The 25782-nt window shown below is 74.0% G+C and carries 28 protein-coding genes; 13 read left to right on the top strand and 15 right to left on the bottom strand.

Features of this window, described 5'->3' with window-relative positions; translation table 11 throughout:
- Positions 1-4: 4 nt before the first annotated feature.
- From murJ to AC069K_RS29040, 4 genes are read right to left on the bottom strand one after another with little or no spacing between them, the layout of a single operon-like run.
- Positions 5-1816 carry a murein biosynthesis integral membrane protein MurJ gene (gene murJ / locus AC069K_RS29055; protein WP_478621345.1) on the bottom strand — a complete coding sequence of 604 codons (1812 nt, stop codon included), beginning with the start codon at positions 1814-1816 and terminating at the stop codon, positions 5-7.
- On the bottom strand, positions 1813-3192 hold the full coding sequence (locus tag AC069K_RS29050; RefSeq protein WP_478621343.1) for an O-antigen ligase family protein: 1380 nt from the start codon (positions 3190-3192) through the stop codon (positions 1813-1815). Before AC069K_RS29050 ends, murJ begins: the two co-directional genes overlap by 4 nt.
- A gap of 2 nt (positions 3193-3194) precedes the next feature.
- On the bottom strand, positions 3195-4670 hold the full coding sequence (locus AC069K_RS29045) for a sugar transferase (protein ID WP_365110491.1): 1476 nt from the start codon (positions 4668-4670) through the stop codon (positions 3195-3197).
- Entirely contained in the window at positions 4667-5878 is a 1212-nt protein-coding gene (locus AC069K_RS29040) for a glycosyltransferase family 4 protein (RefSeq protein WP_478621340.1), read from the bottom strand. Before AC069K_RS29040 ends, AC069K_RS29045 begins: the two co-directional genes overlap by 4 nt.
- Positions 5879-6164: 286 nt before the next feature.
- Here AC069K_RS29040 and AC069K_RS29035 point away from each other — a divergent pair, with 286 nt between their 5' ends.
- The 4 genes from AC069K_RS29035 (at position 6165) to AC069K_RS29020 (ending at position 8151) form a co-directional block, all read left to right on the top strand.
- Positions 6165-6404, top strand: a complete 240-nt coding sequence (locus tag AC069K_RS29035) for a chaplin (protein WP_478621338.1) — start codon at positions 6165-6167, stop codon at positions 6402-6404.
- A 103-nt stretch (positions 6405-6507) separates the two neighbouring features.
- Positions 6508-6747 (top strand): chaplin, encoded by a 240-nt coding sequence (locus AC069K_RS29030; protein ID WP_365110496.1) that lies wholly within the window; start codon positions 6508-6510, stop codon positions 6745-6747.
- Between the two features lie 320 nt (positions 6748-7067).
- The gene (locus AC069K_RS29025; protein WP_478621336.1) at positions 7068-7382 is read left to right on the top strand and encodes a hypothetical protein; all 315 of its coding nucleotides are present in this window, start codon (positions 7068-7070) and stop codon (positions 7380-7382) included.
- Positions 7383-7650: 268 nt separating this feature from the next.
- Entirely contained in the window at positions 7651-8151 is a 501-nt protein-coding gene (locus AC069K_RS29020; RefSeq protein WP_365110501.1) for a DUF5949 family protein, read from the top strand.
- Between the two features lie 102 nt (positions 8152-8253).
- On the opposite strand, the gene AC069K_RS29015 is transcribed toward AC069K_RS29020, so the two are convergent.
- Positions 8254-8550, bottom strand: a complete 297-nt coding sequence (locus AC069K_RS29015; protein ID WP_478621333.1) for a hypothetical protein — start codon at positions 8548-8550, stop codon at positions 8254-8256.
- 535 nt (positions 8551-9085) lie between these two features.
- Between AC069K_RS29015 and AC069K_RS29010 the strand changes: the two genes are divergently transcribed.
- Together AC069K_RS29010 and AC069K_RS29005 are read left to right on the top strand one after the other, a co-directional pair.
- Positions 9086-9682, top strand: coding sequence for a tyrosinase family oxidase copper chaperone (locus tag AC069K_RS29010; RefSeq protein ID WP_478621331.1), 597 nt, complete (start codon positions 9086-9088; stop codon positions 9680-9682).
- A 34-nt stretch (positions 9683-9716) separates the two neighbouring features.
- The gene (locus AC069K_RS29005) at positions 9717-10595 is read left to right on the top strand and encodes a tyrosinase family protein (protein WP_365110510.1); all 879 of its coding nucleotides are present in this window, start codon (positions 9717-9719) and stop codon (positions 10593-10595) included.
- A gap of 154 nt (positions 10596-10749) precedes the next feature.
- On the opposite strand, the gene AC069K_RS29000 is transcribed toward AC069K_RS29005, so the two are convergent.
- The 6 genes from AC069K_RS29000 to AC069K_RS28975 form a co-directional block, all read right to left on the bottom strand.
- On the bottom strand, positions 10750-11040 hold the full coding sequence (locus AC069K_RS29000; protein ID WP_365110512.1) for a chaplin: 291 nt from the start codon (positions 11038-11040) through the stop codon (positions 10750-10752).
- Between the two features lie 110 nt (positions 11041-11150).
- Positions 11151-12032, bottom strand: coding sequence for a hypothetical protein (locus AC069K_RS28995; RefSeq protein ID WP_478621329.1), 882 nt, complete (start codon positions 12030-12032; stop codon positions 11151-11153).
- Between the two features lie 206 nt (positions 12033-12238).
- A complete protein-coding gene (locus AC069K_RS28990) occupies positions 12239-13534 on the bottom strand; it encodes a cytochrome P450 (protein ID WP_478621327.1) in 1296 nt (431 codons plus the stop codon).
- Positions 13535-13644: 110 nt separating this feature from the next.
- Positions 13645-13845, bottom strand: a complete 201-nt coding sequence (locus AC069K_RS28985; protein WP_358834324.1) for a hypothetical protein — start codon at positions 13843-13845, stop codon at positions 13645-13647.
- Positions 13846-13968: 123 nt separating this feature from the next.
- Positions 13969-14652 (bottom strand): HAD-IA family hydrolase, encoded by a 684-nt coding sequence (locus AC069K_RS28980; protein WP_478621324.1) that lies wholly within the window; start codon positions 14650-14652, stop codon positions 13969-13971.
- A gap of 194 nt (positions 14653-14846) precedes the next feature.
- The gene (locus AC069K_RS28975; RefSeq protein ID WP_478621322.1) at positions 14847-15983 is read right to left on the bottom strand and encodes a sigma-70 family RNA polymerase sigma factor; all 1137 of its coding nucleotides are present in this window, start codon (positions 15981-15983) and stop codon (positions 14847-14849) included.
- A gap of 111 nt (positions 15984-16094) precedes the next feature.
- Between AC069K_RS28975 and AC069K_RS28970 the strand changes: the two genes are divergently transcribed.
- Genes AC069K_RS28970 through AC069K_RS28955 form a run of 4 tightly spaced genes read left to right on the top strand, consistent with a single transcriptional unit; the run spans position 16095 to position 19693 of the window.
- Positions 16095-16889 carry an SDR family oxidoreductase gene (locus AC069K_RS28970; protein ID WP_478621320.1) on the top strand — a complete coding sequence of 265 codons (795 nt, stop codon included), beginning with the start codon at positions 16095-16097 and terminating at the stop codon, positions 16887-16889.
- Between the two features lie 56 nt (positions 16890-16945).
- Complete coding sequence (locus tag AC069K_RS28965) at positions 16946-17272, top strand: helix-turn-helix domain-containing protein (protein WP_478621318.1); 327 nt, start codon at positions 16946-16948, stop codon at positions 17270-17272.
- Entirely contained in the window at positions 17269-19122 is a 1854-nt protein-coding gene (locus tag AC069K_RS28960; protein ID WP_478621316.1) for a helix-turn-helix domain-containing protein, read from the top strand. The genes AC069K_RS28965 and AC069K_RS28960 overlap by 4 nt, the downstream gene beginning before the upstream one ends.
- Position 19123: 1 nt before the next feature.
- Entirely contained in the window at positions 19124-19693 is a 570-nt protein-coding gene (locus AC069K_RS28955; RefSeq protein WP_358834318.1) for a transcriptional regulator, read from the top strand.
- A 49-nt stretch (positions 19694-19742) separates the two neighbouring features.
- On the opposite strand, the gene AC069K_RS28950 is transcribed toward AC069K_RS28955, so the two are convergent.
- Together AC069K_RS28950 and AC069K_RS28945 are read right to left on the bottom strand one after the other, a co-directional pair.
- Positions 19743-20285, bottom strand: a complete 543-nt coding sequence (locus AC069K_RS28950; protein WP_478621314.1) for a hypothetical protein — start codon at positions 20283-20285, stop codon at positions 19743-19745.
- Positions 20279-20503 carry a hypothetical protein gene (locus AC069K_RS28945; RefSeq protein WP_478621312.1) on the bottom strand — a complete coding sequence of 75 codons (225 nt, stop codon included), beginning with the start codon at positions 20501-20503 and terminating at the stop codon, positions 20279-20281. Before AC069K_RS28945 ends, AC069K_RS28950 begins: the two co-directional genes overlap by 7 nt.
- Before the next feature lie 132 nt (positions 20504-20635).
- On the opposite strand from AC069K_RS28945, the gene AC069K_RS28940 reads away from it, so the two are divergent.
- The 3 genes from AC069K_RS28940 to AC069K_RS28930 all read left to right on the top strand — a co-directional run bounded on the left by AC069K_RS28940 (position 20636) and on the right by AC069K_RS28930 (position 23347).
- Positions 20636-21757 carry a helix-turn-helix domain-containing protein gene (locus AC069K_RS28940; RefSeq protein WP_478621310.1) on the top strand — a complete coding sequence of 374 codons (1122 nt, stop codon included), beginning with the start codon at positions 20636-20638 and terminating at the stop codon, positions 21755-21757.
- Positions 21758-21769: 12 nt separating this feature from the next.
- Positions 21770-22351, top strand: coding sequence for an HD domain-containing protein (locus tag AC069K_RS28935; protein WP_365110541.1), 582 nt, complete (start codon positions 21770-21772; stop codon positions 22349-22351).
- 192 nt (positions 22352-22543) lie between these two features.
- Positions 22544-23347 (top strand): SDR family oxidoreductase, encoded by an 804-nt coding sequence (locus AC069K_RS28930; protein ID WP_478621308.1) that lies wholly within the window; start codon positions 22544-22546, stop codon positions 23345-23347.
- Between the two features lie 25 nt (positions 23348-23372).
- Here the strand turns inward: AC069K_RS28930 and AC069K_RS28925 are convergent, their stop codons facing one another.
- On the bottom strand, positions 23373-24485 hold the full coding sequence (locus tag AC069K_RS28925; RefSeq protein WP_478621306.1) for an alpha/beta hydrolase: 1113 nt from the start codon (positions 24483-24485) through the stop codon (positions 23373-23375).
- A gap of 124 nt (positions 24486-24609) precedes the next feature.
- Positions 24610-25638 carry an L-tyrosine/L-tryptophan isonitrile synthase family protein gene (locus AC069K_RS28920; protein WP_478621304.1) on the bottom strand — a complete coding sequence of 343 codons (1029 nt, stop codon included), beginning with the start codon at positions 25636-25638 and terminating at the stop codon, positions 24610-24612.
- Between the last annotated feature and the right edge of the window lie 144 nt (positions 25639-25782).

Raw genomic sequence — 25782 nt, 5'->3', positions numbered from 1 at the left:
GGTGTCAACGGGCATGCCTCGGCCTTCGGGTCAGGGGGCGGGTCAGCGGGCGCGACAGCGCCCGCAGCAGCGTCAGCGGCGCGAAGCCGCGGACGCGGGCGGCGCGGGCCAGCACGGGGAAGGCGGCCGTGGCCGCGAGGGAGCCGGCGGCGAGCGCCGCGGCCGGGTCGGCGACACGGGCCGCGCACCACCAGCAGGTGGTGGCGGCCCCCGCCCCGGCCGCGGTGAGCTTCAGCAGTTCGCCGCCGACGCGGAGCCGGGCGAGGCCGACCGGGCGGCGGCCCGCGCCGGCGAACAGCAGCAGCGCGCCGCAGGCGATGCCGAGGGCGTTGGCGGCGGCGATGCCGCGCGCCCCCCACTGGGGCGCCGCCCACGCCCCGGCGCCGGCCGTCACCGCCAGGCACACCAGCATGGTGGCGGCCGGGTACCAGGTGGGGCGGGCCGCGGAGAAGAAGGAGCGGACCAGGACGCCCACCATGGTCTGGGCGAGCAGGCCCAGCGCGTACACGCGCATCACGGCGGCGGTGGCGGCGGTGTCGGCGGGCCCGAACGCGCCGCGCTGGAAGAGCACTTCGACGATCTGCGGGGCGCAGCCGACGACGACGGCGCCGCCGAGCAGCACGATCGCGCCCGCCACCAGCAGATCGCCCTCGACGCGGCGGCGGGCCCGCTCGGTGTCGCCCGCGGCCAGCGCCCGGGCGACCACGGGGAAGGTGACCGTGCACAGCATCAGGGAGAGCACCATCGGCATCTGCGCCACTTTCTGGGCGTAGTTGAGGTGCGAGATCGCTCCGGCGGGCAGCGGGGCCGCGAGGTGGCGCTCGATGAGGGTCTGGCACTGGCGGCCGAGCGCGAAGACGACGACGGGGGCGACCATGGCCAGGCGCACGGCGCCGGCCGCTTCCCCGGGCCGCCCCGGCCGCTTCGCCGGTGTGCGCTGCCCGGGGATGGTGCGCGGGCCGCGCCCGTGGTGCCCGCCGCCATGTCGCCGCAGTGTGCGGCGGGCGCCGGACCGCCGGTCGCCGCCGGGATCGCCCCGGCCGTGGGAAGCGTCCCCGACGGGGCCGGGGTCGCGCCACCGCGCCCCGCGCCGTCCGGTGCGCCGCATCCCCCGCCACAGCGACGGCACCTGGGCCGCGACCATCAGGGCGCCGCCCACCGCGACCCCGGCCGCCGCCGCCCGTACGCCCCAGGCGCGGCCGCACACCAGCAGCACGGTGATGATGCCGGTGTTGTACGCCACGTAGATCGTCGCGGGGGCGAGGAAGCGGGCGTGGCCGCGCAGCGCGGCGCTGCAGTAGCCGGCGAGGCCGAAGGTGAGGGCGCAGGTCGCGGTGGCGCGGGTGCAGTCCACCGCCAGGGCCCGCTCGGGCAGCCCGGGCGCCAGCAGGTCCACCAGGGCGGGCGCCGCCGCCGCCAGCAGCGCCGCGGCCGCCGCGAGGGCCGCCAGCAGCCGGGGGAGGGTGGCGGCGACCAGGGCCCGCACCGGGTCGGGGCCGCCCCGGTCGCGCCGCAGGGCGGCGAGGCTGAACGCGGGGACGAGCACCAGCGCGAGCCCGTCCTCGATGAGGAGGGTGGCCGCGACCTCCGGCACCGTCCAGGCCACCAGGAACGCGTCGGTGTCGGGGCCCGCGCCGAAGACGTGCGCGAACGTCCGGTCGCGCAGCAGCCCGAGGACCGCGCCCGCGACCGTGAGCGCGGCGGTGACGGCGGCGGCCCGCGCCAGGAACCCGCCGGAGTTCGGCTCCGGGGCGGGACCGCTGTCCTGGCGGTGGGCCGGTACCGGGCCCGGCGCGGTGGGGGAGGCGTCGCTCATCGCCGTACGGCCTCTTCGGGTACGGCGTCGCCGTGCGGGGCGAGGGCCCACCAGGCGGCGAGGCCGAGCGCGAGGGCGGTCAGGACGGTGGAGGGGCCGCCGATGTCTCCGTAGAAGAAGTTGACCAGGAGCCACAGGAGCAGGCCGGTGGCGGCGAGACCGCAGTCCCGGTCGCGGCGGCGGCCCGCGGCCGCCGCGTACAGCCGGCGCAGGGCGGCGACGAGGAGCGCGGCCCACCCGGCGACCAGCGTGCACACCCCCACCAGCCCCTGCTCGCTCAGGACCAGGAGGTACATGTTGTGCGGGGAGAGCAGCGGCTGGCGGCGGAAGGCGGCGCCCGCGCCCGCGGTGTCGCTGCCGGAGGACAGGGCGAGGGGGGCGTGGCTGTCGCGGTGGGCGGGGAAGCCCTTGAGGCCGACGCCGGTTAGGGGCGCCTCGCGCCACATCGCGGCGGCGGCGCTCCACAGGGTGTACCGGTCGGTGACGGACTGGTCGGGGGCGTCGGTGACGCGGGTGATGCTGGTGAGGCGTTCCTGGAGGAGTGCGGTCCCGGCTCCGGCGCCGCCGACGACGACCACGGCGAGGGCGAGGACGGCCGCCGCGACCGTCACCGCCCGCCGCACGCCCGCCAGCAGGAGCAGCGCCGCGCAGGTGACGGCGGTGGCGATCCAGGCGCCGCGGCTGAAGGAGAGGGTGAGGGGGAGCAGCAGCGCGGCCGCGCACACCAGCGCCACCGGGCGCTGGGCGCGGCCCGCGCGGGCGTCGGGCGCGAGCGCGAGGCCCACCGCGCACACCAGCCCGAGGGCGACGACGGTCGCCATGCCCATGATGTCGGAGGCGCCGAACGTGCCGACGGCGCGGATGTCCTCGCCCATGTAGGAGGCGCCGGTGGCGGTGGCGTACTGGTGCACCCCCACCGCGCCCTCGGCCAGGGCGAGCGCCACCAGCGCCCAGGCGACGACCGTGAAGTCGCGGCGGTCGCGCACCAGCAGGAGCACCGAGACCGGTACGAGGACGAAGACCTCCAGATAGCGGGCCAGCCCGGCGAGCGCCTCCCCGGCCTCGCCGGCCCCGGCGGCGGCCACCGCGATCCCCGCGGCGGCGGCGCCGAACAGGCCCGCGGCGGCCGGGGCCAGGGGGCGCGCCCCGGACCGGAGCGAGGAGCCCAGCGCCCACAGCGCGAGGACGGCGCAGGCCGCGTCGGCGGGTGTTCCGGTGCCCGTTCCCTCGCCGCCCGCGCCGCCGGGCGGCGGCGCGGCGAGCAGGACGAGGACGGCGAGCAGCGGCAGCAGGTGCAGACGGCGGCGCACGGCCGGGTGCGGGGCCCGCAGGGGCGGGGCGGTGGTGCGGGGCGGCGCCGCCGCGTTCCGGCTCATCGTCAGCTCCCTGTCGGACGCGCCAGGGACGCCACGGTGCGCAGCAGCACGCACACGTCCTGCCAGGGCGACCAGTGGTCGATGTAGTAGTTGTCGTACCGGGCCCGGTCCTCGATGGAGGTGTCGCCGCGCAGGCCCTCCACCTGGGCCAGGCCCGTGATGCCGGCGGGCATGCGGTGGCGGGCCCAGTATCCGGGATGGGACTGGCCGAACTGGGCGACGAAGTAGGGCCGTTCGGGGCGCGGGCCGACCAGGCTCATGTCGCCGCGCACCACGTTCCACAGGTTCAGCAGCTCGTCCAGCGACGTCAGCCGCATGAAGTGGCCGGTGCGGCCGATGCGCTCGTCGTCCGCGACGCTCCAGCGGGTGGCGGCCTCGTGGGCGTCGGCGGGGCGCAGCGTACGGAACTTGCACAGGGTGAAGGGGCGCCCGTCGCGGCCCACGCGCTCCTGGCGGAAGACCACGCCGGGCCCGTCGCCGGCGCGCAGCAGCAGCGCGCACACCACCAGCACCGGTGAGGCCAGCAGCAGGGCGGGCACCGCCACACACAGGTCCAGGACCCGCTTGACGGCGAACCCCGGGCGGCGCACCCCGGCCGCCTGCACCCGGCGCACCGGGAACCCGGCGAGCTCCTCGCCCCGCACCGCCCGTCCGGCCACGCCCGGGGCGCGGGTGTCGACGTACCACAGGGCGCAGCCCCAGCTCTCCAGCTGGCGCAGCAGCAGGGTGGGGTCGGCGGCGTCGGCGTCGGTGAACAGCACGTCGCGGACGCCGTTCTGGATGACCGCGCGCTGCACCTCCTCGATGGTGCGCAGCACCGGCACCCCGACCGGTTCGGGCACCGGCTGGAACTGCGGCACCACCACCCCGACCGGGCGGATCCCGCCGCTCGGGCGGCGTCCGAGCGCCGCGGTCAGCCGCAGCGCGCCCGCCGGGCCCACCACGAGGGCCGGGCGCGGCGCGCGGGCGGCGCGCCACCGGCGCAGCGCGTACGCGGCGGAGCGCCCGGCCGTGCTCGCTCCCGTCTGTACGGCGCAGGAGGCGGCCAGCACCGGCAGCGCGAGCGCGGGCCCCGGGAGCACGGCCGCCAGCACGCACCACGCCACGGCCGCCCGGAACGCGAGCGCGGGCACCTCCTCCAGGGCGCCGCGCGCGGCGGCGAGGGCGCCCGGCCGGTACAGCCCGGCGTGCCCGTGCAGGACCAGCACGCCCAGGACCAGCGCGGCGGTGGCCGTCCGCGCCTGCTCCGCGCCGCCCGCCGCCGCCGCGAGCAGGACCGCGCAGGCGTCCACGGCCATCAGGGCGGCGTCCGTACGCGGCCGGGGCGCGCGCCGCACCGGCAGCGGCGGCGGGACGGGCGTCCGGCCGGGCGCCGCCACCGTCGAGACGGATCCCGCCGCGGCCGCGCCGCCCCGGCGCGGACCCGCCGGGGAAGGAACGCCCCCTTTGGGGGAGGGAACGGTGTTGTCCGCAGTCACTTGAAGGTGGGTTCCCTGCACTCGGAGCGCCGGGCGCCGGTCAGTTCGCGGTAGAGGTCCGCGATCGCTTCCGCCGTCCGGCGCACATCGTGGGTGGTGGTCACGTGCTGGTGGCCCTGGTGGCCCAGGGTGTCGCGCAGCGGCGCGTCGCGGAGCAGAGCGCCGACGGCCCGGGCCAGCGCCCGCGGGCTGTCCGGCGGGACGAGGCAGAGCGGGGCGTGCCCGGGCGGCAGGCTCTGGGACGAGCCGCCCACATCAGTAACGACGACGGGTTTCTGGCAGGCCATCGCCTCCAGGGGGGCCAGCGCCATGCCCTCCCAGCGCGAGGGCAGCACCACGACGTCGGCGGCCCGGTACCAACCGGTGGGGTCCTCGACCGCCCCGGCGAACAGGACGGACGCGGGCGCCGCCGCGCGCAGGGCCGCCTCGTCGGGGCCCTCGCCCACCAGGACCAGGCGGGCGGCGGGCAGTTCGCCCGACAGCTCCCGCCAGGCCTCCAGCAGCACGTCCTGGCCCTTCTGCCGGCACAGCCGCCCCACGCACACCACCAGGGGCGCGTGCGCGTCCACTTCCCGCAGGGCGGCCAGCGGGGCGCGTACGTCCTCGCCGGGCGCGGGCGGGCGGTGGCGGGTGAGGTCGACGCCGTTGGGGACGACCACCGAGGGCCCGCGCACCCCGGCCCGCTCGCCGGTGCGCAGCTCGCCCTCGCTGACGCACACCAGGCGCGCGGTCCAGCGCACCGCCGCCCGCTCCCAGGCGCGCGAGGCGAGCGCGAGGGGGCCGGTGACGGCCTCGAACGACCAGGCGTGCGGCTGGAAGACGGTCGGCACCCGGCCGCGCACCGCGAGCCGCGCCGCCACCCCGGCCTTGGCGCTGTGCGCGTGCACGACGTCGGGCCGGAGCCGGCGGATCAGGCGCGCGGCCCGTACGGTCTCGCCGGGCAGGCCGGGCCCGGGGGAGCGGGTCGCCTCCCAGGCGTACGTGTCGGCGCCGAGCCGGGCCGCCTCGGCGCCCAGGCGCCCGCCCGGACAGGCCACCGACACCCGCATCCCGCACCGCAGCTGATCGCGCACCAGGTCGGCGACGACCCGGGCCACCCCGCCGTCGACGGGCTGCACCAGGTGCAGGACGTGCGGGGGGCGCGGGGAATGCGGGAGGTGCGGCGCGGGCCGGGTTTCCGGTCCGGTGTCGGGGAATTGCGGCTGCACGCGAGGTCACTCCGCCCATGGGAAGGTATTCGTATAAGCGGCCCGCCGAACGGGTGTCGTTCCCCCGGGTCGGCCACTCAATTCCGCATTGCTGAGCCGGATGGCCGAGCCTCCGGCGCACTGCTGTTTCACGTGGGCAATGGGTGGGCAGCAACTGTAGCCGTATTTGCCGCCGGGGATCGTCATGAATGTGTTTCGGAGTGTCCCATCGGGTGATCATCCGTATCCAGTCGTCAACCGCCTCGTTGAGGGAAGTGCCTCATCTTTGCCCTGAAAGGAAAAAGTGATGAAGCGAATGGTCAAGTCCGTGGCGATGGCGGGCACGAGCGCCGCCGTCGTGGCTCTCGGCGCCGGTGTCTCGTCCGCCGACAGCCACGCGTCGGGTCAGGCGCACAACTCCCCGGGCGTCCTGTCCGGCAACCTCCTCCAGGTGCCGGTGCACGTGCCGGTCAACTTCTGCGGCAACACCGTCAACGTGATCGCGCTGCTGAACCCCGCCTTCGGCAACGAGTGCAAGAACGACTGAGTTCACCCAGTCGGGCCACAACTCGGGGCCTTTGACCTGCGTTGACAGACAGGCCGGGCGACAACGCCCGGCCACCGTCCCCCATCAAGAGGAGCGCTTCTTCATGTCGCGTACCGCCAAGGCTCTCGCCCTCTCCGCCGCTGCCGCCGCGGCCGTCGCCGGCGGTGCCGGTGTCGCCGCCGCCGACGCCCACGCGGGAGGCGCGGCGACCAACTCCCCGGGCGTCCTGTCCGGCAACCTCCTCCAGGTGCCGGTGCACGTGCCGATCAACCTCTGCGGCAACAGCATCGACATCATCGGGCTGCTGAACCCGGCGTTCGGCATCGAGTGCAAGAACGACTGACGCGCCCTCGCGTCGCCTCAGCACGGCCGGGCCGTGTGCGGACCGCCCTCCCCCGCGGGGAAAGGGCGGTTTCGCCGTTTTCGGGGACTGGCCCCCTGGGCGGGGGCTCGATGCCTACAGGATGCTGATACGAGGATCTTTCCAGTAAGGGCACCAGTGCGGCCCACTTCGTACGAGTGGTCCGGCGACGTTTGCCGGATTGCTGGGTTTCCCTCGGGCCGGGGGGTCGTTAGCCAAGAGGAAGCGCGTGCCACTTCCCCAGGGCGCAGAGGCGCACACGCAATCAGTGAACCGCGACGGAATGTCGCCACCGGAAGGACATGATGATGAAGCCGATGAAGGTCGCCGCGGTCGTAGCCGGTTCGCTGGCGGTGGTGGGGTCCGCGGGTTCGGCGTTCGCGGCCGGCGGCATGGGCGGCAGCCCGGTCCCCACCAGCCTCAACGGCGGTGTGGAGACGCTGGCGAACGAGGCCCTGACCAACCCCGCGCCGCCGACGGTCGTCCAGACCGACGCCCTCGACCCGCACAGCAAGGACTCCCTGTTCCACACGGTCTCCCAGGCCACGGGCAGCGCGAACAAGACCAATGGCATCGGCCCGGGGGCCCTTCTCGGCGGCCTTCCGATCCCCCACTGACGAAAGCGAAAAGCGGCGCGTTTCCCTCGCGGGAACACGAGGCGGTATTTCGCCGTATGGGGGGCGAATTGCGGAATTTCGGTGAGGGAATCCTGGGAGCGCCGACGGTCCCGGTGCCCGGGATGGGACCCGACGGAGCCGGCGGCGCGGGGCCGAGCCGGAAGGGACGGCGGCCGGACAACCGGGCGCCGGAGCGCGGCGCAATCCGATTCGCCCTAACGAGTGGCCTTTGTTCCTGGTGTCCCCCTCATGTCGCTAGAGTCCCGGCATGACCTCAGCTACCAGTGCCGCAAGCCCTGCCAGGACCGCCCAGTTGGGCACGCTCTCCCTGCTCGCGTGGAGCGGCCCGCACTTCGAGGAGGACCGCGACGTGGCCTTTCTCATGGTGTACCCGCTCGGTGACGGCGAGGGCGGTGCCGAGGGCGCCGAGGCGGCCGTCCGGGAACTGCTTGAGGGGATCGGCATCCCGGCCGGGACCGTCCACGACGCCGCCCACGGGGCGCGGCTGCCGATGACGCTCCTGCTGGAGGGCGGCCAGGTGACCCTGACGCTGCCTCAGCTTCGCGTCCAGTGCGTCACGCCCCCCGAGTGGATGGAGGCCGCCAGGGCCGAGGGCGCCGCGCATTTCATCTTCACCACCCGAGCCTGGCCCGAGGCGGTCCCGGGCGCCCGGCTCACCGAGGAGGCGATGCGGGCCTTCGTCGGCGATGAGCGGACGCTCACCGGTGCGGGGCACTGTGTTCTGCCGGTCAGCCGCCTGCGCGGGTAGTCGCCGACCGGTCCCCGAGGCAGGGGAGCGTACGGAAACGGCGTGTGCCGCGGACGGGAGGTCCGCGGCACACGCCGTTCTCATGTGCCGACCGGCCGGGAGCTAGAGCAGCCACCCCAGCACACCGAGGAGACCCTCGTGGTGCCGGTAGTCGTCACGGCCGTTGTGGTCGTAACGGCCGTGGTGGTCGTCGCGGCCCTCGTGGCCGTAGCTGCCACCGTTGTCGTAGCGGCCGTGGTCCCGGTGGTCCTTGTCGTTGCAGTGGTCGCCGTACCCGCACGAGAGTGCCGCCGATGCCGGGGTACGGGCCGTCTGGGGCGCTGCCTGGGCGGCGCCTGCGACCGGGAGGATCGCCACGGCGGACAGGGCGGCGACTACAGCTATCTGACGAAACGTCATTTTCGGTGCTCCTGAGGTGGTGAACACGGACACCTAGGACGCTAATCCGATCATGTGGACTTGTCGCGCTGAGCGAGCGCGCCGCTACTGCAAGTGAGTGTCGGGGGCTGTCGGACCGTCAGCCGGCCACCGGCCGGGCCGCTCGGACACAGGGTCACCGAGTGCCGGGCTGTCAGGTGCCGGGCCGTCAGAAGGGCCCGCAGCCGTCAGAAGGGGCCTCGCCGGGCACGCGTCCGGGCCGCGCGCCATCCGGGGGAAGGGGGGAGACCTCGCCGCCCGCCACGGCCGGGTAAAGACCAAGGCCCCGGAAGTGTGATGACTTCCGGGACCCCGGCAGGCGTTCATTCTCCTCTGCCCTACCCGCTCCAACGACCGGCCGCCCCGGACGTCACGGCCGATTGCCGGATCCGACGCCAATTGATCAATCTCGACCGGAACGGTTTCCGGCCGGTCTCGTTGTCCCGAATGCCCCCTTGTGAACGATCAGCCCCGGCCCGTACGCACCTGGTCGGCCCCCGGGCAGAACGGAGACCCTGTGATCACCGAAGACCCGGTACCGAGGCGCCGCGCCGGCCTGTTCCGGCCCCGCCGCCCGCACTGGACCGCCCCCGCCTCCACCCGCCGCAATGTGCTGCGCGGACTGTTCACCCTGTCGGTCGTCGGCTTCACCGGCGGCACCCTCGCCCGGATCGACGCCGCCCAGCGCACCGGAACCGGCCCGGCCGATCCGGCCGACACCTGGACCGGCACCGACGACAAGGGGTCCCAGGACAGCGGCCTGCCCTTCGCGTTCGACGAGAACTACCGGGGCCGGCGCATCCAGGGCCGCACCGTCCTCGCCGACGTGCACGCGCAGGCGACCGCCGCGGCGACCGGCCGCCTGCCCGAGCGCCCGCCCGGCACCCTCGCGGTGCTCCCGCACGCCGGGCCCGGTGGCACCAGCGCCGCCGGGACGGGGTTCGAGGCGCTCATCGACGGCCGCCGGCTGCATCTGATGCGCCGCGCGGACGGCACGTACATCAGCGCGATGGACCACTACACCTCGTACGCCACGCCGCTGGAGGCCGTCCGCGCGGCCGTCGACGCCCTGGGGCCCGCCCGCCTGGCCGAGACCCCGCTCCACGGCAAGTGACCCCGCACCCGACAGGCCAGGTGAGACAACCCGCATGGTGTACATCCGCAAGAACCAGAAGAACCTCACGAAGGCCGAGAAGCGGGCCTTCGTCAACGCCGTCCTGGAGCTCAAGCGCCGGGGCCGGTACGACCGGTTCGTGCGCACGCACATCGAGTACTTCGTCGGCGACGGGGACGAGGGCCTGCGCGTCGCCCACATGGCGCCGTCCTTCCTGCCCTGGCACCGCCGCTTCCTGCTGGACTTCGAGAACGAACTGCGCAAGGTCAACCCGAAGGTGACGGTCCCGTACTGGGACTGGACGCGCGACAACTCGCCCTCGTCGTCGCTGTGGGCCGAGGACTTCATGGGCGGCACCGGGCGCGGCGAGGACCTCCAGGTGACGACCGGGCCCTTCGCCCACCGGCACGGCAACTGGACGATCGAGACCGCAGTGACCGAGGACCCCTTCCTCACCCGCGACCTCGCCAACGCCCACGGCCGCGGCGGCCGGATGGACCTGCCGCCGCGCGAGGACCTCAACCGGGCGCTCGCCGACTCCGTCTACGACGTCGCGCCGTGGAACTCGCTCAGCCCCACCGGTTTCCGCAACAAGATGGAGGGCTGGACGGACGGCACGCGCACCGACACCATGCGCACCCACAACCGGGTGCACCGCTGGATCGGCGGCACCATGATCGGCGGCGGGGCCGTCAACGACCCGGTGTTCTGGCTCCACCACGCCTTCGTCGACCTCATCTGGTCCCGCTGGCAGGCCCGCCACCCCAAGTCGGGCTACCGCCCCGCCCGGCCGCCGGGCCGCGACGACCCCCAGCGCGGGCGGGTGGCCGCCCTCAACGAGCGGATGCCCCCGTGGCACACCACCCCGGCGGCGCTCCTGGACCACAGCAAGATCTACAAGTACGCCGACTGAGGCAAGAGCTACAAGTACGCCGACTGTGGCAGAGCTACAAGTACGCCGACTGTGGCCCGGGCGGCGCCCGCCGCGCGCGGCGGACACACGGACGGCCCCCGGGAGAACCCGGGGGCCGTCCGCTCATGGGCCGAGCCGTCGAGGACGGCCCGGCTCAGTGCCCGTAGCTGCCGCCGTGGCGCCCGTGGTGGTCGCCGTGGTGGCCGCTCTGGTTCTCGCAGTGGTTGCCGAACACCGGGTTCAGCAGGCCGATCACGTTGATGGTGTTGCCGCACAGGTTGACCGGCACGTGGATCGGGACCTGGAGCAGGTTGCCGGACAGCACACCCGGGGAGTTCGACGCTTCGCCGTGCGCCCCCGCGTCGGCCGTGGCCATGCCGGCACCGCTCAGCGCCACCGCGCCCGTTCCGGCGAGGACGGCGACGGTCTTCGCGATACGAGACATCAAGTTCTCCTTGTTTGTTCCAACGCTTCAGGGCTCCCGAGGGCCGTCGGCCACCGCAAAGCCGCAGTTGTCATGGCTAAACGCGCCCGGCGTGCAGAAGTAACGGAGGTTTACTGCGTCTGCTGATGCCGGGCCACGCGCCGGCCCAGCGCCACCACGGCTCCACCGGTGATCAGCAGGGTGCCGCCGGCCGCCCCGAGGAAGAGCGGAAGCCGGTCACTGCCGGTGTGCGCCATCTGCGGAGGCGTGGTGGGGGGCGGCGTGCCGGGCTGCGGGGGCGTGCCCTGGTGCGGCGGCTGCCCCTGCTGCGGGTACGTGTTCTGCTCCGGGGGCCCGCCGTGCTGCGGCGGCCTGTCGTCACCCGTGGGGGTGTAGTGGCCGGGAGGCGGGGTGTGGCCGGGGGAGGGGTGCGTGGGCGGGCTGGGGGCGGGCTTGGGGTGGTGCGGGGCGGGGTGGTGCGGCGGGTGGTGCGGGTGGGGGTGGGAGGGGTGCGGGCGGGGGGTGTCGCCGCCATGCTCCTGCTCCTGCTGCTCCTCGCCGTAGTCGCCTCGGTGGGGGGTGCCGGGGCCGGTGCTGTGGTGGTGGCCGGTGCCGTGCCCGTGGTCGGGGGCCTGCCCGGCGCCGTGGTCGTATCCGGGGCCGTGGTCGTGCCCGTGGTGGTGACCGGGACGGCCGTATGCGTCGTGGTCGTCGCGGTCGTCGCGGTGCCCGCCGTCGTCGCGGCCCTGGTGGGACTGGTGGGTTTGGTGGGCCTGGTGGCCGTAACCGCCGCTCTCGCGGTCTTCGCGGTCGTCGCGGGGGCCCGAGGCGGAGTCGGCGGTGGTGTCGCCCGTACGGTCGCCCTGCCGCGCGGCCGCCGTGCCCCGTTGTGCCGAGGCGCGCTCCCCGGCCGGATCGCCTGGGGCGGCGGCCGCGCTGTAGGCCGTACCCAGGGTCGTGACCAGGCCCGCCACCACGGCGGCCCGGGCGACGGAACCAGAGATGTTGTGCATGCCGGACAAACCCTTCGACAGGAATGCGGAGAGAAGACCAGATCGTCATAGGAATACTCCGGGCATCACCGGAAGGGCCGTATCCGTGGGCGTGTCCGTACCGGATGGGCGTGCGGCAACCCGTCTAGCGCAAGTCGGATGATCTGTTCGGGTGTGCGGGATGCGCGGGGTGTGGGGGATGCACGGGGTGTGCCGGGTTCACGGGGTCAGCGCGTCGTGCGGCTCTCCTCGGCCGTGAAGGCGCAGCGCTGCGCCCGTACGCGGTTGTCGAAGCTGGAGTGCCCCAGCTCGGGCATCCCCACGGCCCGCAGGGCGTGCGGGCGGCTCAGCAGTTCGCGCAGCAGGGCCTTGATCTCGACGCGGGCCAGATGGGCGCCGAGGCAGTAGTGCGGGCCGCCGCCCCCGTACCCGAGGTGCGGGTTGGGCTTGCGGGTGATGTCGAAGGCGTCCGGGCGGTCGAAGACGGTCTCGTCGCGGTTGGCGGAGGCGTACAGCAGCATCACCCGGTCGCCGGGGACGAACGCCTGCCCGCCCAGGACGTGAGGGCGTGTCACATGGCGGCGGAACTGGATGATGGGGGTGGAGAAGCGGACGATCTCCTCCACGGCCCCGTCCGCGTAGCGCTCGAAGTCGCCGGTGAGCAGTTCGCGCTGCTCGGGGTGGTCGGTGAGCAGGGCGAGCGCGTGGGCGATGGCGTTGCGGGTGGTCTCCACGCCCGCGACCATGAGCAGCGAGAAGAACGAGCCCAGCTGACGGGTGCTCAGGCCCTGTCCGTCGACGTCGGCGGCGACCAGGGCCGAGATGAGGTCCCCGGTGGGCCGCCGGCGCCGCTCGCGGCCGAGTGCCGCGACGGTCAGCTGCATCCGGGCCAGCGCCCGCAGCCCGCGCCCGGGCACCCGGACACGGGCCCGCAGCGTACGGGCGACACCGGCGTTCTCGGAGGCCCGGTCGACCTGGCGGGCGATCTCGACGCGGCCCGGCTCGGGCACGCCGAGCATGTCGCAGATGACCTCGAAGGCCATGCGCGATGCGGCGGCCGAGACGAACTCGTCGGCCCCGGTGGCCACCAGGTCGTCGACGATACGGGCGGCGAGCTCGCGGATGCCGTGCTCGGCGTCGGCCAGGACGCGGGGGGTGAAGGCGCGCGAGACGACCCGGCGCAACTGGGCGTGGCGCGGCCCGTCCAGGTTGACCATGGAGTCTCCGAACACCGCGCGCACCCAGCGGGGCGGCTCGGGCGCGGTGGCCCCGGGGGCGCTGGCGAACACCTCGGCCTGCCGGCTGGCCCCGACGACGTCGGCGTGGCGCACGAGGGCGTAGAACCCGCGCTCGGGCCGCCCACGGCCGGCGGCCCGCTCGACGAAGTAGGCGGGCCGTTCCAACTGTCTCAGCCGGGCGAAGGCTTCCAGGCGGTGCTCGCGGGGGAGCGCCCAGAACGCGGGGTCCGCGAGATCGCACCCGGCCCCGCCCTTACGGTCCGCGCTGTCCCTGTCAACGGACAATGTCCCACCCGCCATGAAAGTCGCACAAAAGGAAAGTCCGCCCTCGGGAGGAATTCCCCGGGGGCGGAGGAAGGCAGGGGCGCGTCTCGTCACACACTGCCCAGGTCCGGTCAGCTCGTCAGCTCGCGCCCGGCTTCGACGGCGTCGCTGCCGGCCTTGACCGCCTTCTTGGCGGCGTTCACCCGCTTGTCCAGATTGCGCCCGACCACCCCTTCGGTCACCGGCTTCACCTGCCGCCCGGCGGCGCTGGCCGTGAGCGCGGCACCGCTGATGGTCCGGCCGATGTCGAGCGCCTGAGCGGACGGCGCCATTGCGGCCACCAACGCCGACCCTGCGATCGCGGTACTGAGAACTCGACTGACATTCATGTCCGTATCAACGCGATAACCGGGAAGAAGGCACGCCCGCGGCCCGGCCGCCCAATTCCCGGGCTTTTACGCGCGGGTGGGATCCGCGTCGGTTCGCGCGGGGCGGCCGACGGTGATCTCCAGACCGGTGGGTGTCGCCCGGACGGATACGGAGGTGAGGTCCTCGATCGTGAGGTCCGCGTCGAGTTCGTGGGCCGGGTGGGTCCTGGTCAGGGCGATCGTCGTCATTCCGGCCGCCCGGCCCGAGGCCAGGCCGGCGGGGGCGTCCTCGAGGACCACGCAGCGGGCCGGGTCGACGCCCAGGCGTTCGGCCGCCAGGAGGAACGGCTCGGGGTGGGGCTTGTGGTGGGTGATGTCGTCGACCGTGACCAGGTGGCGGGGGTGGATGCCGACCCCGCCGAGGCGGGCCTCGGCCACCCGGCGGGTGCCTGACGTCACCACCGCCCAGCGGTCCGGGGGGAGCTGGGCGAGGAGGCCGGGCGCGCCGGGGACGGGCTCGACGCCGCCCGCCAGCGCGTCGGCGACCTCCGCGTCCTCCAGGCGGGCCACGGCCCGTGCGACCTGATCGGCCGGAAGCAGCTCGGCCACGATCGCGGCGGCCGGGCGGCCGTGCACCTCGACGCGGGCGACGTCCTGGAGCGTCATGCCGTACGAGGCGGCCCAGCCGGTCCACGCCCGTACGACCGAACGCATGCTGGAGACGAGGGTCTCGTCGCTGTCGAAGAGGAGGGCGTCGGCCGAGAGGTGCATGATCGATGAGCCTAGCCGGGGCGGGGCAGCGGGACGGCTCCGGGGCCGTCCCGCTGTCCCGCCGTCCCGCTGTCCCGCTTTCCCGCCGTGCGCCGGGTGCCGTGTGCGGCGGGGTGGCGTGGGGGGGCCAGGTGGCATGTCGGCCAGGTGGCGTGGGCGCGCAGCCTCCCCGCGAGCCCGGCCACCCCGCACGCTCAGGCGTCCGCCACCGCGATCTCCAGCTCCCGCAGACGGTCCGGCTCCGCCACGACGTCGATCTCGCTGATCGTTCCGTCCAGGACCGTGAAGCGGAGCACCACGCGCAGGCGGCCGAAGGGAGCCATGGCGAGGCCGGCGGTCCCGTCGATCAGGGCCACTCCGGTGAAGCGGGCGCGGCCCACCGCCGCCATCGCCGCCTTGGCGACGGTGACCGCGCCGCCCAGGAAGATGGGCTCGGCACTGGGCACGACCGCCTTGTCGGCGCGCAGGACCACGTCGGGGTGGAGCAGGGTGACCAGGGCCTCGAAGTCGCCGTCGCGGGTGGCGGCGAGGAAGGCCTCGGCGAGCCGGCGTCCGCGCGAGGGGTCCGGGCCGGGCGCGGGTGTGGCACCCCGGGCGCGGCGGCGGGCGCGGCTGGCGAGCTGGCGGGCCGCGGCCGGGGTCCGCTCGATCATCGGGCCGATCTCGTCGAACGGTACGGCGAACATGTCGTGCAGGACGAAGGCGAGGCGCTCCGCCGGGGAGAGCGTGTCGAGGACGACGAGCAGCGCGTGCCCGACGGAGTCGGCCATCACCGCTTCCCGCTCGGGGTCGGGCCGGCCCGTGTCGCCCGGGGCACCGGTGGGAGCGCCCGGGCCGAACTCCGCGTCGGGTCCGGCCGCCTCCAGCGGGTCCTCGCCCCGGGTACGGCGGGTGCGGAGCATGTTCAGGCACACCCGCGCCACGACCGTGGTCAGCCAGCCGCCGAGGTTCTCGACCTCGCCGATGTCGGCGCGGCTCGCGCGCAGCCAGGCGTCCTGGAGGGCGTCCTCGGCCTCGCTGAGGGAGCCGAGCATGCGGTAGGCGACCGCGCGCAGATGGGAACGGTCCTGCTCGAAGCGCTCGGTCAGCGCCTGGGTCTGCGCCGGTGTCTGTGTCTGGGGCTGTGCTTGGGGCTGTGCCTCGGTCTGTTCCTCGGTCCGTGGCTGTGCCTGCGTCTGGGGCAGTGCCTCGGTCTGGGGCTGCGCCCGTACCGGAGCCGGTGCCTGCGTCTGTGCAGATGCCGGAGCCGGTGCCTGCGTCGGTATCTGCGCCTGCGCCTCCGCCCCCGGTTCGTTCCGGCTGTCGCTGTGCTTCTCGTGCTGCTCGTCCATCGGCCGCATTCCTCCGGTCCCCCTCGCCCGCGCGCGGTGTGTCAGAGAAGTAGATCACCGCGGACCTGCTCATCTACCCGGGGGAGTCCAACGAACCGAGGAGCAGCAGGGATGACGTCAACGATCCTGGTCACCGGTGGCACGGGCACGCTCGGCGGGCACGTCGTGCCGCGTCTGCTGGACGCGGGACACCGCGTGCGCGTCCTCAGCCGCCACGACCGCCCGGACGCCGACCGCCCGGACGCCGACCGCCCGGACGCCGACGGCGTCGAGTACGTCGCCACCGACCTGCTGCGGCCCGAGGGCATCGACCTCGCCGTCGAGGGCGCCGATATCGTGCTGCACCTGGCCGGCGGCCCCAAGGGCGACGACGAGGCCACCCGCAACCTGGCCGGCGCCGCCTCACGGGCCGGGGTCCGCCACCTCGTGTACATCTCGGTCATCGGCGCGGACCGCGTCCCGCTGGGCTGGTTCGGTACGAAGAGGGACGCCGAACAGGCGGTACGGGCGTCCGGCATCCCGTGGACGGCCCTGCGCGCGGCCCAGTTCCACGACCTGATCCTGCTGTTGTGCCGCAAGATGGCCCGGTTGCCGGTCGTCCCCGTTCCGGCGGGCCTGCGCTTCCAGCCGGTCGACGCGCGCGATGTGGCGGACCGGTTGGTGCAGTTGGCCCTCGGGGACCCGACCGGGCAGGCGCCGGATCTGGCGGGGCCGAAGGTGTACGAGATGGGGGACCTGATCCGTACGTACCTCCAAGCCCGCGACACGCGTCGGCTGCTGGTCCCGGTGCCCCTGCCGGGCAAGGCGGGGCGCGCCTACCGGGCGGGCGACAACCTCTCCCTGGACGGCACCGCCGTGCTGGGCGAGCGCACCTGGGAGGACTTCCTCGTCGAACGACTGGGCTAGTCCCTATCCCTCCGTCCCATGCGGAAAACGCATCACCGGTTGGTAGGGTGGGGCGTATGGGACTGGGGTTGGAGGAGTCGCTGCGGCTGACGGTCGCGGCGCTGATGCAGGCGACGGGCCAGTCGCAACGGGACCTGGCCGAGGTGCTCGGCCTGACGCAGACCCAGGTGTCGCGCCGTCAGGCGGGCACCACCGCGTGGAGCCTGCGCGACTGCGACGTACTGGCCGCGCACTATGGGATCGGCCCGCTGGACCTGCTGGCCGGCCCGACCCGGGCGTGCGAGGCGCTGCCGGCCGGGACGCGCCGCGGCGGCGGCAGGAGCGGGCGGAACGCGAACGTGAACGTGAAGGTGAACGTGAGGGACGGGGTGGCGGGACGGTGAGCGACTTCGACGCGATCGACTCGCTGCTCGCCTCGGTCGGGCCCGAGGCCGCGCTCGTGCCGCCCGAGGAGCGCCTGCGGCTGCGCGAGGCCGCGCGCCTGTCCAAGGCGCAGGTCGCCCGCGCGCTCGGGGTCAGCCCGTCGACGGTGACGGGCTGGGAGACCGGCCGCGACCCGTCGGGCGAGGTGCGCACGCGGTACGCGTATCTGCTGGAGGGGCTGCGGGAGCGGCTGGAGGAGTATGGACAGGAGCAGTCCGAGACGGAGGCGGAGGCGGAAGCCGTGCCTACGGGTGAGGGCGGGGGCGGCGACGCTTCCGGGGGGCTGGGCGGCGCCGAGGGTACGGGGGGCACGGAGGGTGCGGAAGTAGCTGACGCCGCCGAGGACGTCGAGGACGTCGAGCAACTCGTCGTGCCCGAGCCGTGCGTGCTGTGCGGGCGTCCGGCCCGGCAGCGGGTGGCGGGGTTCGCGCAGCACCTGGATCCGGGGGAGTGCGGGGAGGTGGCGACCGGGGGCGCGGAGGGTGTGGCGGCTCCGGACGCACAGGCTCCTGTGGCTCCGGGTGCGGGGACCGGGGCGGCTCCGGGCATGCAGGCCCCCGTGGCTCCGGGTGCGGGGGCTGCGGCCGCTCCGGGTGTGCGGGCTCCTGTGGCCGAGCCGGTTGCCCCAGGCCCGGCGGCGGTGGCGACCCAGCCCGCTCCCTCTCGTACGCGTACCCCCGCTCGTGAGGAGAACGGCAGCACCGCCTCCACCCCGCCGCCCGCACCCCACACGAACCGGCACCCGGATGCTTCCGCGTCCTCCGAGCGTCCCGAGCCCCCCCAACCCCCCAAGTCCCCGAAGCCCCCCACCCGCCGGGCCTTCCAGGCCGCCCGCCCCGAACCCTCGGACCTGGTCGTGCAGGCCGTGCGCGCGGCGCTCGCCGAGCACCGGGGCGATGTGGACGCGGCGACGGCCGCGCTGGTCAAGCGGGCGATCCCGGACGCGATGCGGCTGCTGGACGAGACGCGCAAGGGCGCCCGTTACGACATCATCGCCCACCCGTGGATCCCGGACGTGCTGCGCAAGCAGACGGCGAAGGGCGCCGACCAGATCTGGGAGGCGCGCCCCAAGTGGACGCGGCACGCGCTGCCCCCGGGTGAGCACGAGGTGACGGCGCTGGACATCAACGGCGCGTACCTCTCCGCGCTGAAGACCCATCTGCCGCTGGGGCAGCTGGAACACTCCACGGGCTTCGCGCACGACCGGCGCCGGGCGGGCGTGCATCTGATCACGCCGCCGGTGTGGGAGCACGAGGACGTCCTGCCCAACCCGATCGGCAACCGCGACGAGCCCGGCCCGCTGTGGGTGACCGAGCCGACCCTGCGGCTGCTGCAGCGCCTGTCGGGACCGCGGTACGGGCTGTGCGAACCGCCGGAGATCCACGAGTCGTTCACGTCCGGGGCGACGGAGAACCTGCTGGAGAAGTTCCGTATCGCCCTCAAGGACGCGCGGGACGCGGCGCTCGCGGACGGGGACGAGGTGACACTGGAGTACGTGAAGGCGATGTACTCCAAGTTCGTCTCCACGATGGGCGAGTCCAACTACAACAGGGAGCTGTACCGTCCGGACTGGATGCACATCATCCGCTCCCAGGCGTTCGCCAACCTCTGGATGAAGGCGTACAAGGCGCACGACGAGGGGCTGACGGTGGTACGGGCGATGGGCACCGACGAGCTCCATGTGATCGGCGACTGGCGTGCGGTGTTCGCGGAGGGCCGGGGCGTGACGGAGGTCAAGGTCAAGGACACGTACACGGCGGGCGACCCGGCCGACCAGGGCGAGCCGGTCGAGCAGGGCGAGGAGGGCTGAAGTGCCGGAGCACAGTCAGGAGTTCGGCAAGTACGGGGCGCGCGGCGTCAAGGGCAGCGAGGCGGTGTCCCGGGTCCTGGACTCCCTCGCGGGCGGCATCGCGACGCCGGTGACGGTCAAGCGCGGCCTGATGGCGCGGCTGCACTACCTGACGCGTACGCCGCACGCGTGGGCGGCGGCGCGGGAGGCGGGCCTGACCGTCACCGACCGTACGGTCAAGGCCTGGCTGGCGGGCCGACGCACCCCCACGGCGGCGAACCTGGAGCGCATCGACCGCGCGTACTGGACGGTCCGTCGGCACAACGTGGCCCGCCACCTGCTGCGCCGCCTCAACGCGGCGGGCGGCACCCGCGTGGAGCTCCACCCCCTCAACCAGTCCCAGGTCCCGCGCCCGCGCCAGCGGATGGTGGAGTACCGCACGATGAACGTCCGCCGCTGGGACCGCATCGTGGCGGCCTGGGCCGAGGCGGACGCGGAGGCGCTGGACGGGGCGTGGACGGACGTCATCGAGGACCTGGGGTCGCAGTGGGGGCAGTACGAGTATGTGACGAATGTGGGGTTCGCGGCGTAGGGGGTCAGAGGGTGGTGCCCGGGGTCGGCCCGGGCGCGGGCCCGGGGAGTCACGGGGTGGTGCCCGGGGTCGGCCCGGGCGGGGGCGCGGTGTGCTCGTGGACCGGCTCCGGTGTGCTCGGCATCATCCTGAGCCTGTCCTGCCCGAGGGTCACCAGGTCGGTGACGGCGTGGACCGTGCAGACGGTGCCCGCGGCCCTGGGCGGGAGAGCCCAGTGCGGGCCGGGCCGTGCGGTCAGGTCCGGGCGGGGCACGCCGAGCCAGGTTCCGGGACCCAGGCACTCGGCGCCGGGCACCTGCCAGTGGCTGTGCGTGCCCGGCGGGACGAGGGCGTAGTACCAGACGCCGACGCCGTACGCGTCGTGGATGACGGCCCCGTCCCCCAGGGCTCGGGCGAGGAAGGTGGCCACGGCGTCCGGGTCCTCGCTCCCGGCGGCCGCGTGGACGACCGCGGCGGGCAGGCGGACCGCGTCGAACCGCACCCCCGTCGGCACCAGGGCGATGCCCACGTCGAACTCCCGCCGGGCCTGGGCGGGTACGGGGTGCGCGGAGGCGAGCCACTCCGTGACGGCCCGGCCGGCCGGGTTCAGCACGGCGTGCTCACCCCGGCCTCGCTCGCCCCGGCACAGCCGCGGTGCGCGTAGCTGGAGCGGGCACCGCCGGTGCTGCCGGCGACGAACAGCCGGACGACGGTGTCGGCCCCCGGCTCGTGGCAGACCTCGCAGGGGCGGTACTGGGCCGGGTCGCCCGGTTCTGTGGAGTCGGTGAGTGGCTGTTCCCCGTTCACCCGTGCCGGTGGTCCGCCGTTCATGGCAATCCCCTTTCCCCTACGGTGAGTTGCGTGGTCGTCGTCGCACCACCGACGGTATGAAACCCGAGGGGCTGCCAGAAGTGACCCCGGGTACGGGTGGGCGGCCTTGGGAACCGGTAAAAAGGGGGCGCCATGAGAGACCACCCGGCCACCACCACGACCGGCGGTAAGGGCAGCACTCCCCGGACTTCCCGTGCGCGCGGCGGCATCATCTCCGGTTACGTGTTCCGGACCGTCCGAGAGTCCCTGGGATGGACGCAGGAAGCGCTCGCCGAGGAGTTCGCTGTCTCCCCTGACACCATCGCCGGATGGGAGTCCGGGCGCCGCCCGCTGACCGCCCTGCCGGTCGGGCAGACCCTCGTCCACCGGCATCGCCTCATGCGGCTGGGAGCGACGCCCGCCGTCATGGCAGTGCTCGACCGGGCCATGGAAGCCGACGTTCTTCTGGCCAGTGCCTTGCACGAACGTGCCGCTCCGGTCGGCAGTGATCCGCTCGGGGCCTGGGTGATGCAGCGTGACCTCGTCGAAGTGCTGGCGTGGCCGCTCAGCGGCGTGGCTCCCGGACCGCTCAGGAACATGCCGGAGCCCAGGCGCCCGAGGCGCGGGCCGGTGCCCGGCGGGCCCGTCCTACACACGACCGAACGCACACGGTTCTTCGACCGGATGCGCGAGACGGCCGAACGGGCCCGAGGACCGGGCAACTTCCTGCTCCGCCGTCAGGCCCTCTATCTCGCCGGCTACGACGACCGGTCCGACACTGCCGACTGGCTGGCTCGGCAGCAGCGGACCGAACGCCCGGACGACTGGCTGCGCTGCTGGCTCAACAGCCGTTCCGTTGCCGCGGTCGCCGCGCGCCACGGAGACACGGACCGCATGGAACACTTCATCAGCCGTACGCTCGCCGACGACGCGGGCGAGGCGGCGAATCTCAACTACTGGGCGTACTGGCTGGGTGAGGCGCCCCATGTCCAGCTCTCCGACGACTTCATCGCCGATGGCCTCGGACCCTGGCCGGGCGACCGGCTCCTGGCTCATCTCGTGCGGGGACTCACCCCGCGCCACGGGTTCTTCGCTCTGAACGTCCACTCCCTGTGGGCTCTGATCGCCGCCCGCCCCGCCCTGCTGCGGGACAGCGAGGCCCTACGTGCCCTGCGCGACCGCCTGCCGGTCATGTTGGATGGTGCCCGACTCCCGGTGCGCACCCGCCGGGAGCTGGAAGCTATCCAGTACGCGACCCGCCTCGCAGAGGCGTGAAAGGAGGCGGACGTGACCGACCTGTCCGCGGTGGCGCACTTCCTGTACGAGGCGGGCACGCTCAAGCAGGCGCGGCGTACCGGATGGTGGATGGCCGGCGTCCGTGATCCGGAGAGCGTCGCCGAGCACTCCTGGCGCACCTCCCTGATCGCCTCGATCATCGCGAAGCTGGAAGGCGCCGACCCGGCGCGCGCGGCCTTCCTCGCGGTGTGGCACGACACGCAGGAGTCCCGCACCGGGGACGTGAATCACCTCGGCAAGAAGTACGGCGGTGGCGCGGCGGACCCGCGGGCGGTCACGGCCGACCAGACCGAGGGAATGCCCGAGGTGCTGGCCCTCGCCGTCCGGGAGCTCGTCGAGGAGTACGAGGCGAAGGAGTCGGCCGAGGCCGTCTGCGCCAGGGACGCGGACAAGCTGGAGTGCATGCTCCAGGGCATCGAGTACCTGGCGCAGGGGCACCGGCACGCCCAGCGCTGGATCGACAACAGCCGAGGCCGCCTCGTCACCGGCACGGCGATCCGTCTCGCGGACGAGCTGCTGCGCCAGGACTCGCTGGACTGGCTGCGCTCGGCGCTGGGGGAGACGAGCGACTGACCGGTCCGGAGGAGCGGAACTCCCCCCCCGCACGCCCGGCGGCCGGCGTACCCCGCCCCGGCACAAAAAACTTCCGGGATCGTGTCACGTTCCCCCACCCCCACGTTTCACAGAAGCAGAGCCGCCCCGAAGCGCGGCTCGCCCCGCTGGAAGTGGGCGGGGTATGTGGAGCGAGTTCTGGAGTGTGTGGTCATGGCGTCTCCCATCCTGGTCACCGGTGGTACCGGCACCCTCGGGCGGATCGTCGTCCCCCTGGTGCGGGGGGCCGGGCGCGAGGTGCGGGTGCTGAGCCGGAATGCGCGGCGGAGCGATGACAGCGGTGTCGCGTACGTCGCCTGCGATCTGCTCGCCGGGGCGGGGATCGAGGACGCCCTGGACGGGGTCGACACCGTGCTGCATCTGGCCGGCGGGCCCAAGGGCGACGACCTGGCGACCCGCAACCTCGTCGCGGCCGCCTCCCGCGCCGGGGTCAAGCACCTCGTGTACATCTCCGTCATCGGCGCCGACACCGTCCCGCTCGGCTACTTCCGGGCCAAGCTCGGCGCCGAGCGGGCCGTGGAGGAGTCCGGCATCCCGTGGACGACGCTGCGGGCGGCCCAGTTCCACGACCTGGTGCTGACCATGATGGAGAAGATGGCCAAGCTTCCGGTGGTCCCCGTCCCGGGCATGCGCCTCCAGCCCGTCGACGCGCGCGAGGTCGCCGCCCGGCTCGTCGAGCTGACCCTGGGCGAGCCCGCCGGGCGGGTGGCGGATCTGGCGGGGCCGGAGGTGTACGGGATGCGGGACCTGACCCGTACGTATCTCGGCGCCCGGGGCAAGCGGCGCCCCCTGCTGCCGGTACGGGTGCCGGGCAAGGCCGGGCGCGCCTACCGGGCGGGCGACAACCTCTCCCTGGAGCACGCCGTGACCGGTACGCGGACCTGGGAGGACTTCCTCACCGAGCGCGTCGAGCGGGTCGAGCGCGTCGAGCGGGTCGGGGAGCGGGGCCGCAAGTGAGCCGGCGGTCTTCGGCCCCCGCCCCTCACTCGCCCCCCAGCCTCCCGCTCAGCCACGCCAGCGCCGGCGGGATCTCCCGCCGCCAGGTGTTGAAGTTGTGGCCGCCCGTGTCGAGCGTGATCGACGAGACGCGGGCGGGGGCGCGCACCTTCGCGATGAAGCGCCGGGTGGCGCGGTAGTTGGTCTCGCCGTGCTTGGACGTGGTGACCAGGAAGGACGAGGTGCCCTGCGGCAGGTGGTCCAGGCTCCACAGCAGGTCGGCGCGCTTCTCCTCGCGTCTGTCCCCGTGGAAGAGGTCGCCGGAGTCGCGGTCCACCTCCGCCTTGTAGTCGGCCGACAGGCCCACCCCCGCCGCGTACGCCTCGGGGTGCTGGAGGGCGAGCTTGAGCGCGCAGTAGCCGCCCGTCGAGTCGCCCATGAAACCCCAGTTGCGGGGCGCGGTGCCGACCCGGAACGTTCCCGAGATGGCCCGGGGCAGGTCCTTGGCGAAGAACGTCTCCGTCTGCGGGCCGCCGGGGATGTCGATGCACTGCGTGTTGCGCGGCGGCGCGACCGTGGGCCGCATCATCACCAGGACCATCGGCCGCATCTTCTTCTGCTTGACCTGCATCCACGCCGTCTTGGGGTACCGCAGCCCCTTGAGCAGGTTCTCGGCGGTGCCGGGGAAGCCGGTGAGGACGACGGCCGCCGGGAACCTCGTGTTCGCGTACTCCTTCTGGAAGTACTCCGGCGGCAGGTACACGTACGCCGGGCTGACGATCCGCGACCGCTCGCCCTGCACCGAGATCTTCTGCACCTCGCCGCTCAGGTGCGGCGACCCGGCCCCGGGGACACCGACCTCCTGCCGGGCCACCAGCTTCACGCCCGGGTTGCCGATGGCCTGCGTGCCCAGCACCCCCACCCCGGTCTGGCGCCCGAACAGGTCCGCCCAGGAGCCGTAGAAGAGGAACGTCCTGTTGGCGGCGAGGCCGACCGAGGAGAAGAGGAGCACCTGGATCGTCAGGACCAGGCCCACCCTGCCCAGCACCGGCATCCACCCCCGCCGCGCCAGGTATGGCCACAGCCAGACGGTGGCGGCGAACAGCAGCGCCGTGCAGGCCACGGCCAGTAGCAGAACGGTGGTACTCGTCAGACCCATGAACCGTGCGAACTCTCTGCCGAGGCCGAGGCCGAAAACGATGCCGAAGATGAAGCCGATGCCGATGCCGATGGGGTCCGGGCGTTCCGCTTGCGCGGACCGTCGGACGTCCAGTGTCGGACAGTCAGATACGGATTGGGGGCAATCCGTTCCCGGGGCGGGTCGCTTCGGTCGTGTCGGTCGCTTTCGTCGCTCCGGTCGCTCCGGCGCCCCGCTCGTTCTGCTCGAAGTGGCTGGGGCGGCCGTCCCGGTGGACCGGGCGGCCCAGTTGTGCCGCCGCCGCCCGGGGGAGCAGCGTCCAGGTGCCGTCGGCGCGGCGCAGGGCGCTGGAGTGCCACGGCGTGGTCCAGGCGTCGGGTGCGTCCAGGAGGCGGATGCCGAACTTGTCCGCGCCCACCGGCTGCGGGTGGATGGACAGGCGCACCGCGCCGGGGTGCTGCTCCCCGATCAGGGCGCCCCAGGCGCGGCTGCGCTGGATCACGCCGTACGCCCGTTGGCGGCACTCCCGTTGCAGCGCGGAACGCGTCCCCGTGAAACCGGCCGTGTCCTCGACCAGGAAGCGGGTGATGCCCCGGTACAGGCCGAGGGTCTGCGGGTCGCTGCGGACCTCGGCGCGCAGGGCGTCCACGCTCGGGGCGTAGCGGTCGTGGACGTGGGCGCGCCGGGCCTCGTACGGCAGGCCGCCCAGGGCGTCGCGCAGGTCGAAGACGGAGAGCCGGTCCAGGCGGGCGGCGGCGATCAGGGTGCGCAGCTCGTCGGCGTAGGCGTCGATGTGGTGGTCCGGGACGCGGACGAGGTCCCCGAAGACATGACCGTCGGAGCAGATGACGATCCGGGCACCCGGTGGGTATATCCGGCCGATGTCTCTGCACAAGGCGTCCAGGAACCGCAGGGAGAGGCGTTCGCCCTGGTCGGGGAGGTGGCCGAGGACCTTGGCGGGGTTGGGGGACTTGCAGGGGAAGCCGGGGAGGGTGAGGACCACGGGTGCTCCGGCCTCCACGAAGGCCTGGATACGGCGCAGTTGGCGGGGGAAGGCCGACACGTCGAGGCCGGGCGGGTGGGGGTCGGTGGTGCGGTGGTGGGGGAGCAGGAGGTCCAGGATCGCGGCGCTCAGGGGCGTGGTGAGGGGACTCGGGGCGGTCTTCAGCGGCATGGGTTCTCCAGGTGGGGTGAGGGTCGGGGCACGCGGTACGGGGGCGCGCGGGCATGGCGGCGGGGCGCCTCGGCCGGGTGCCGGGCGCCGTAGCCGTAGCCGTACGGGAGGAGGGGGCGGGCCCCCGGGGGCGGGTGTCAGGTG

The sequence above is a fragment of the Streptomyces sp. NPDC043908 genome, assembly GCF_056435525.1.
This window is presented reverse-complemented; position numbering and strand designations above follow the sequence as displayed.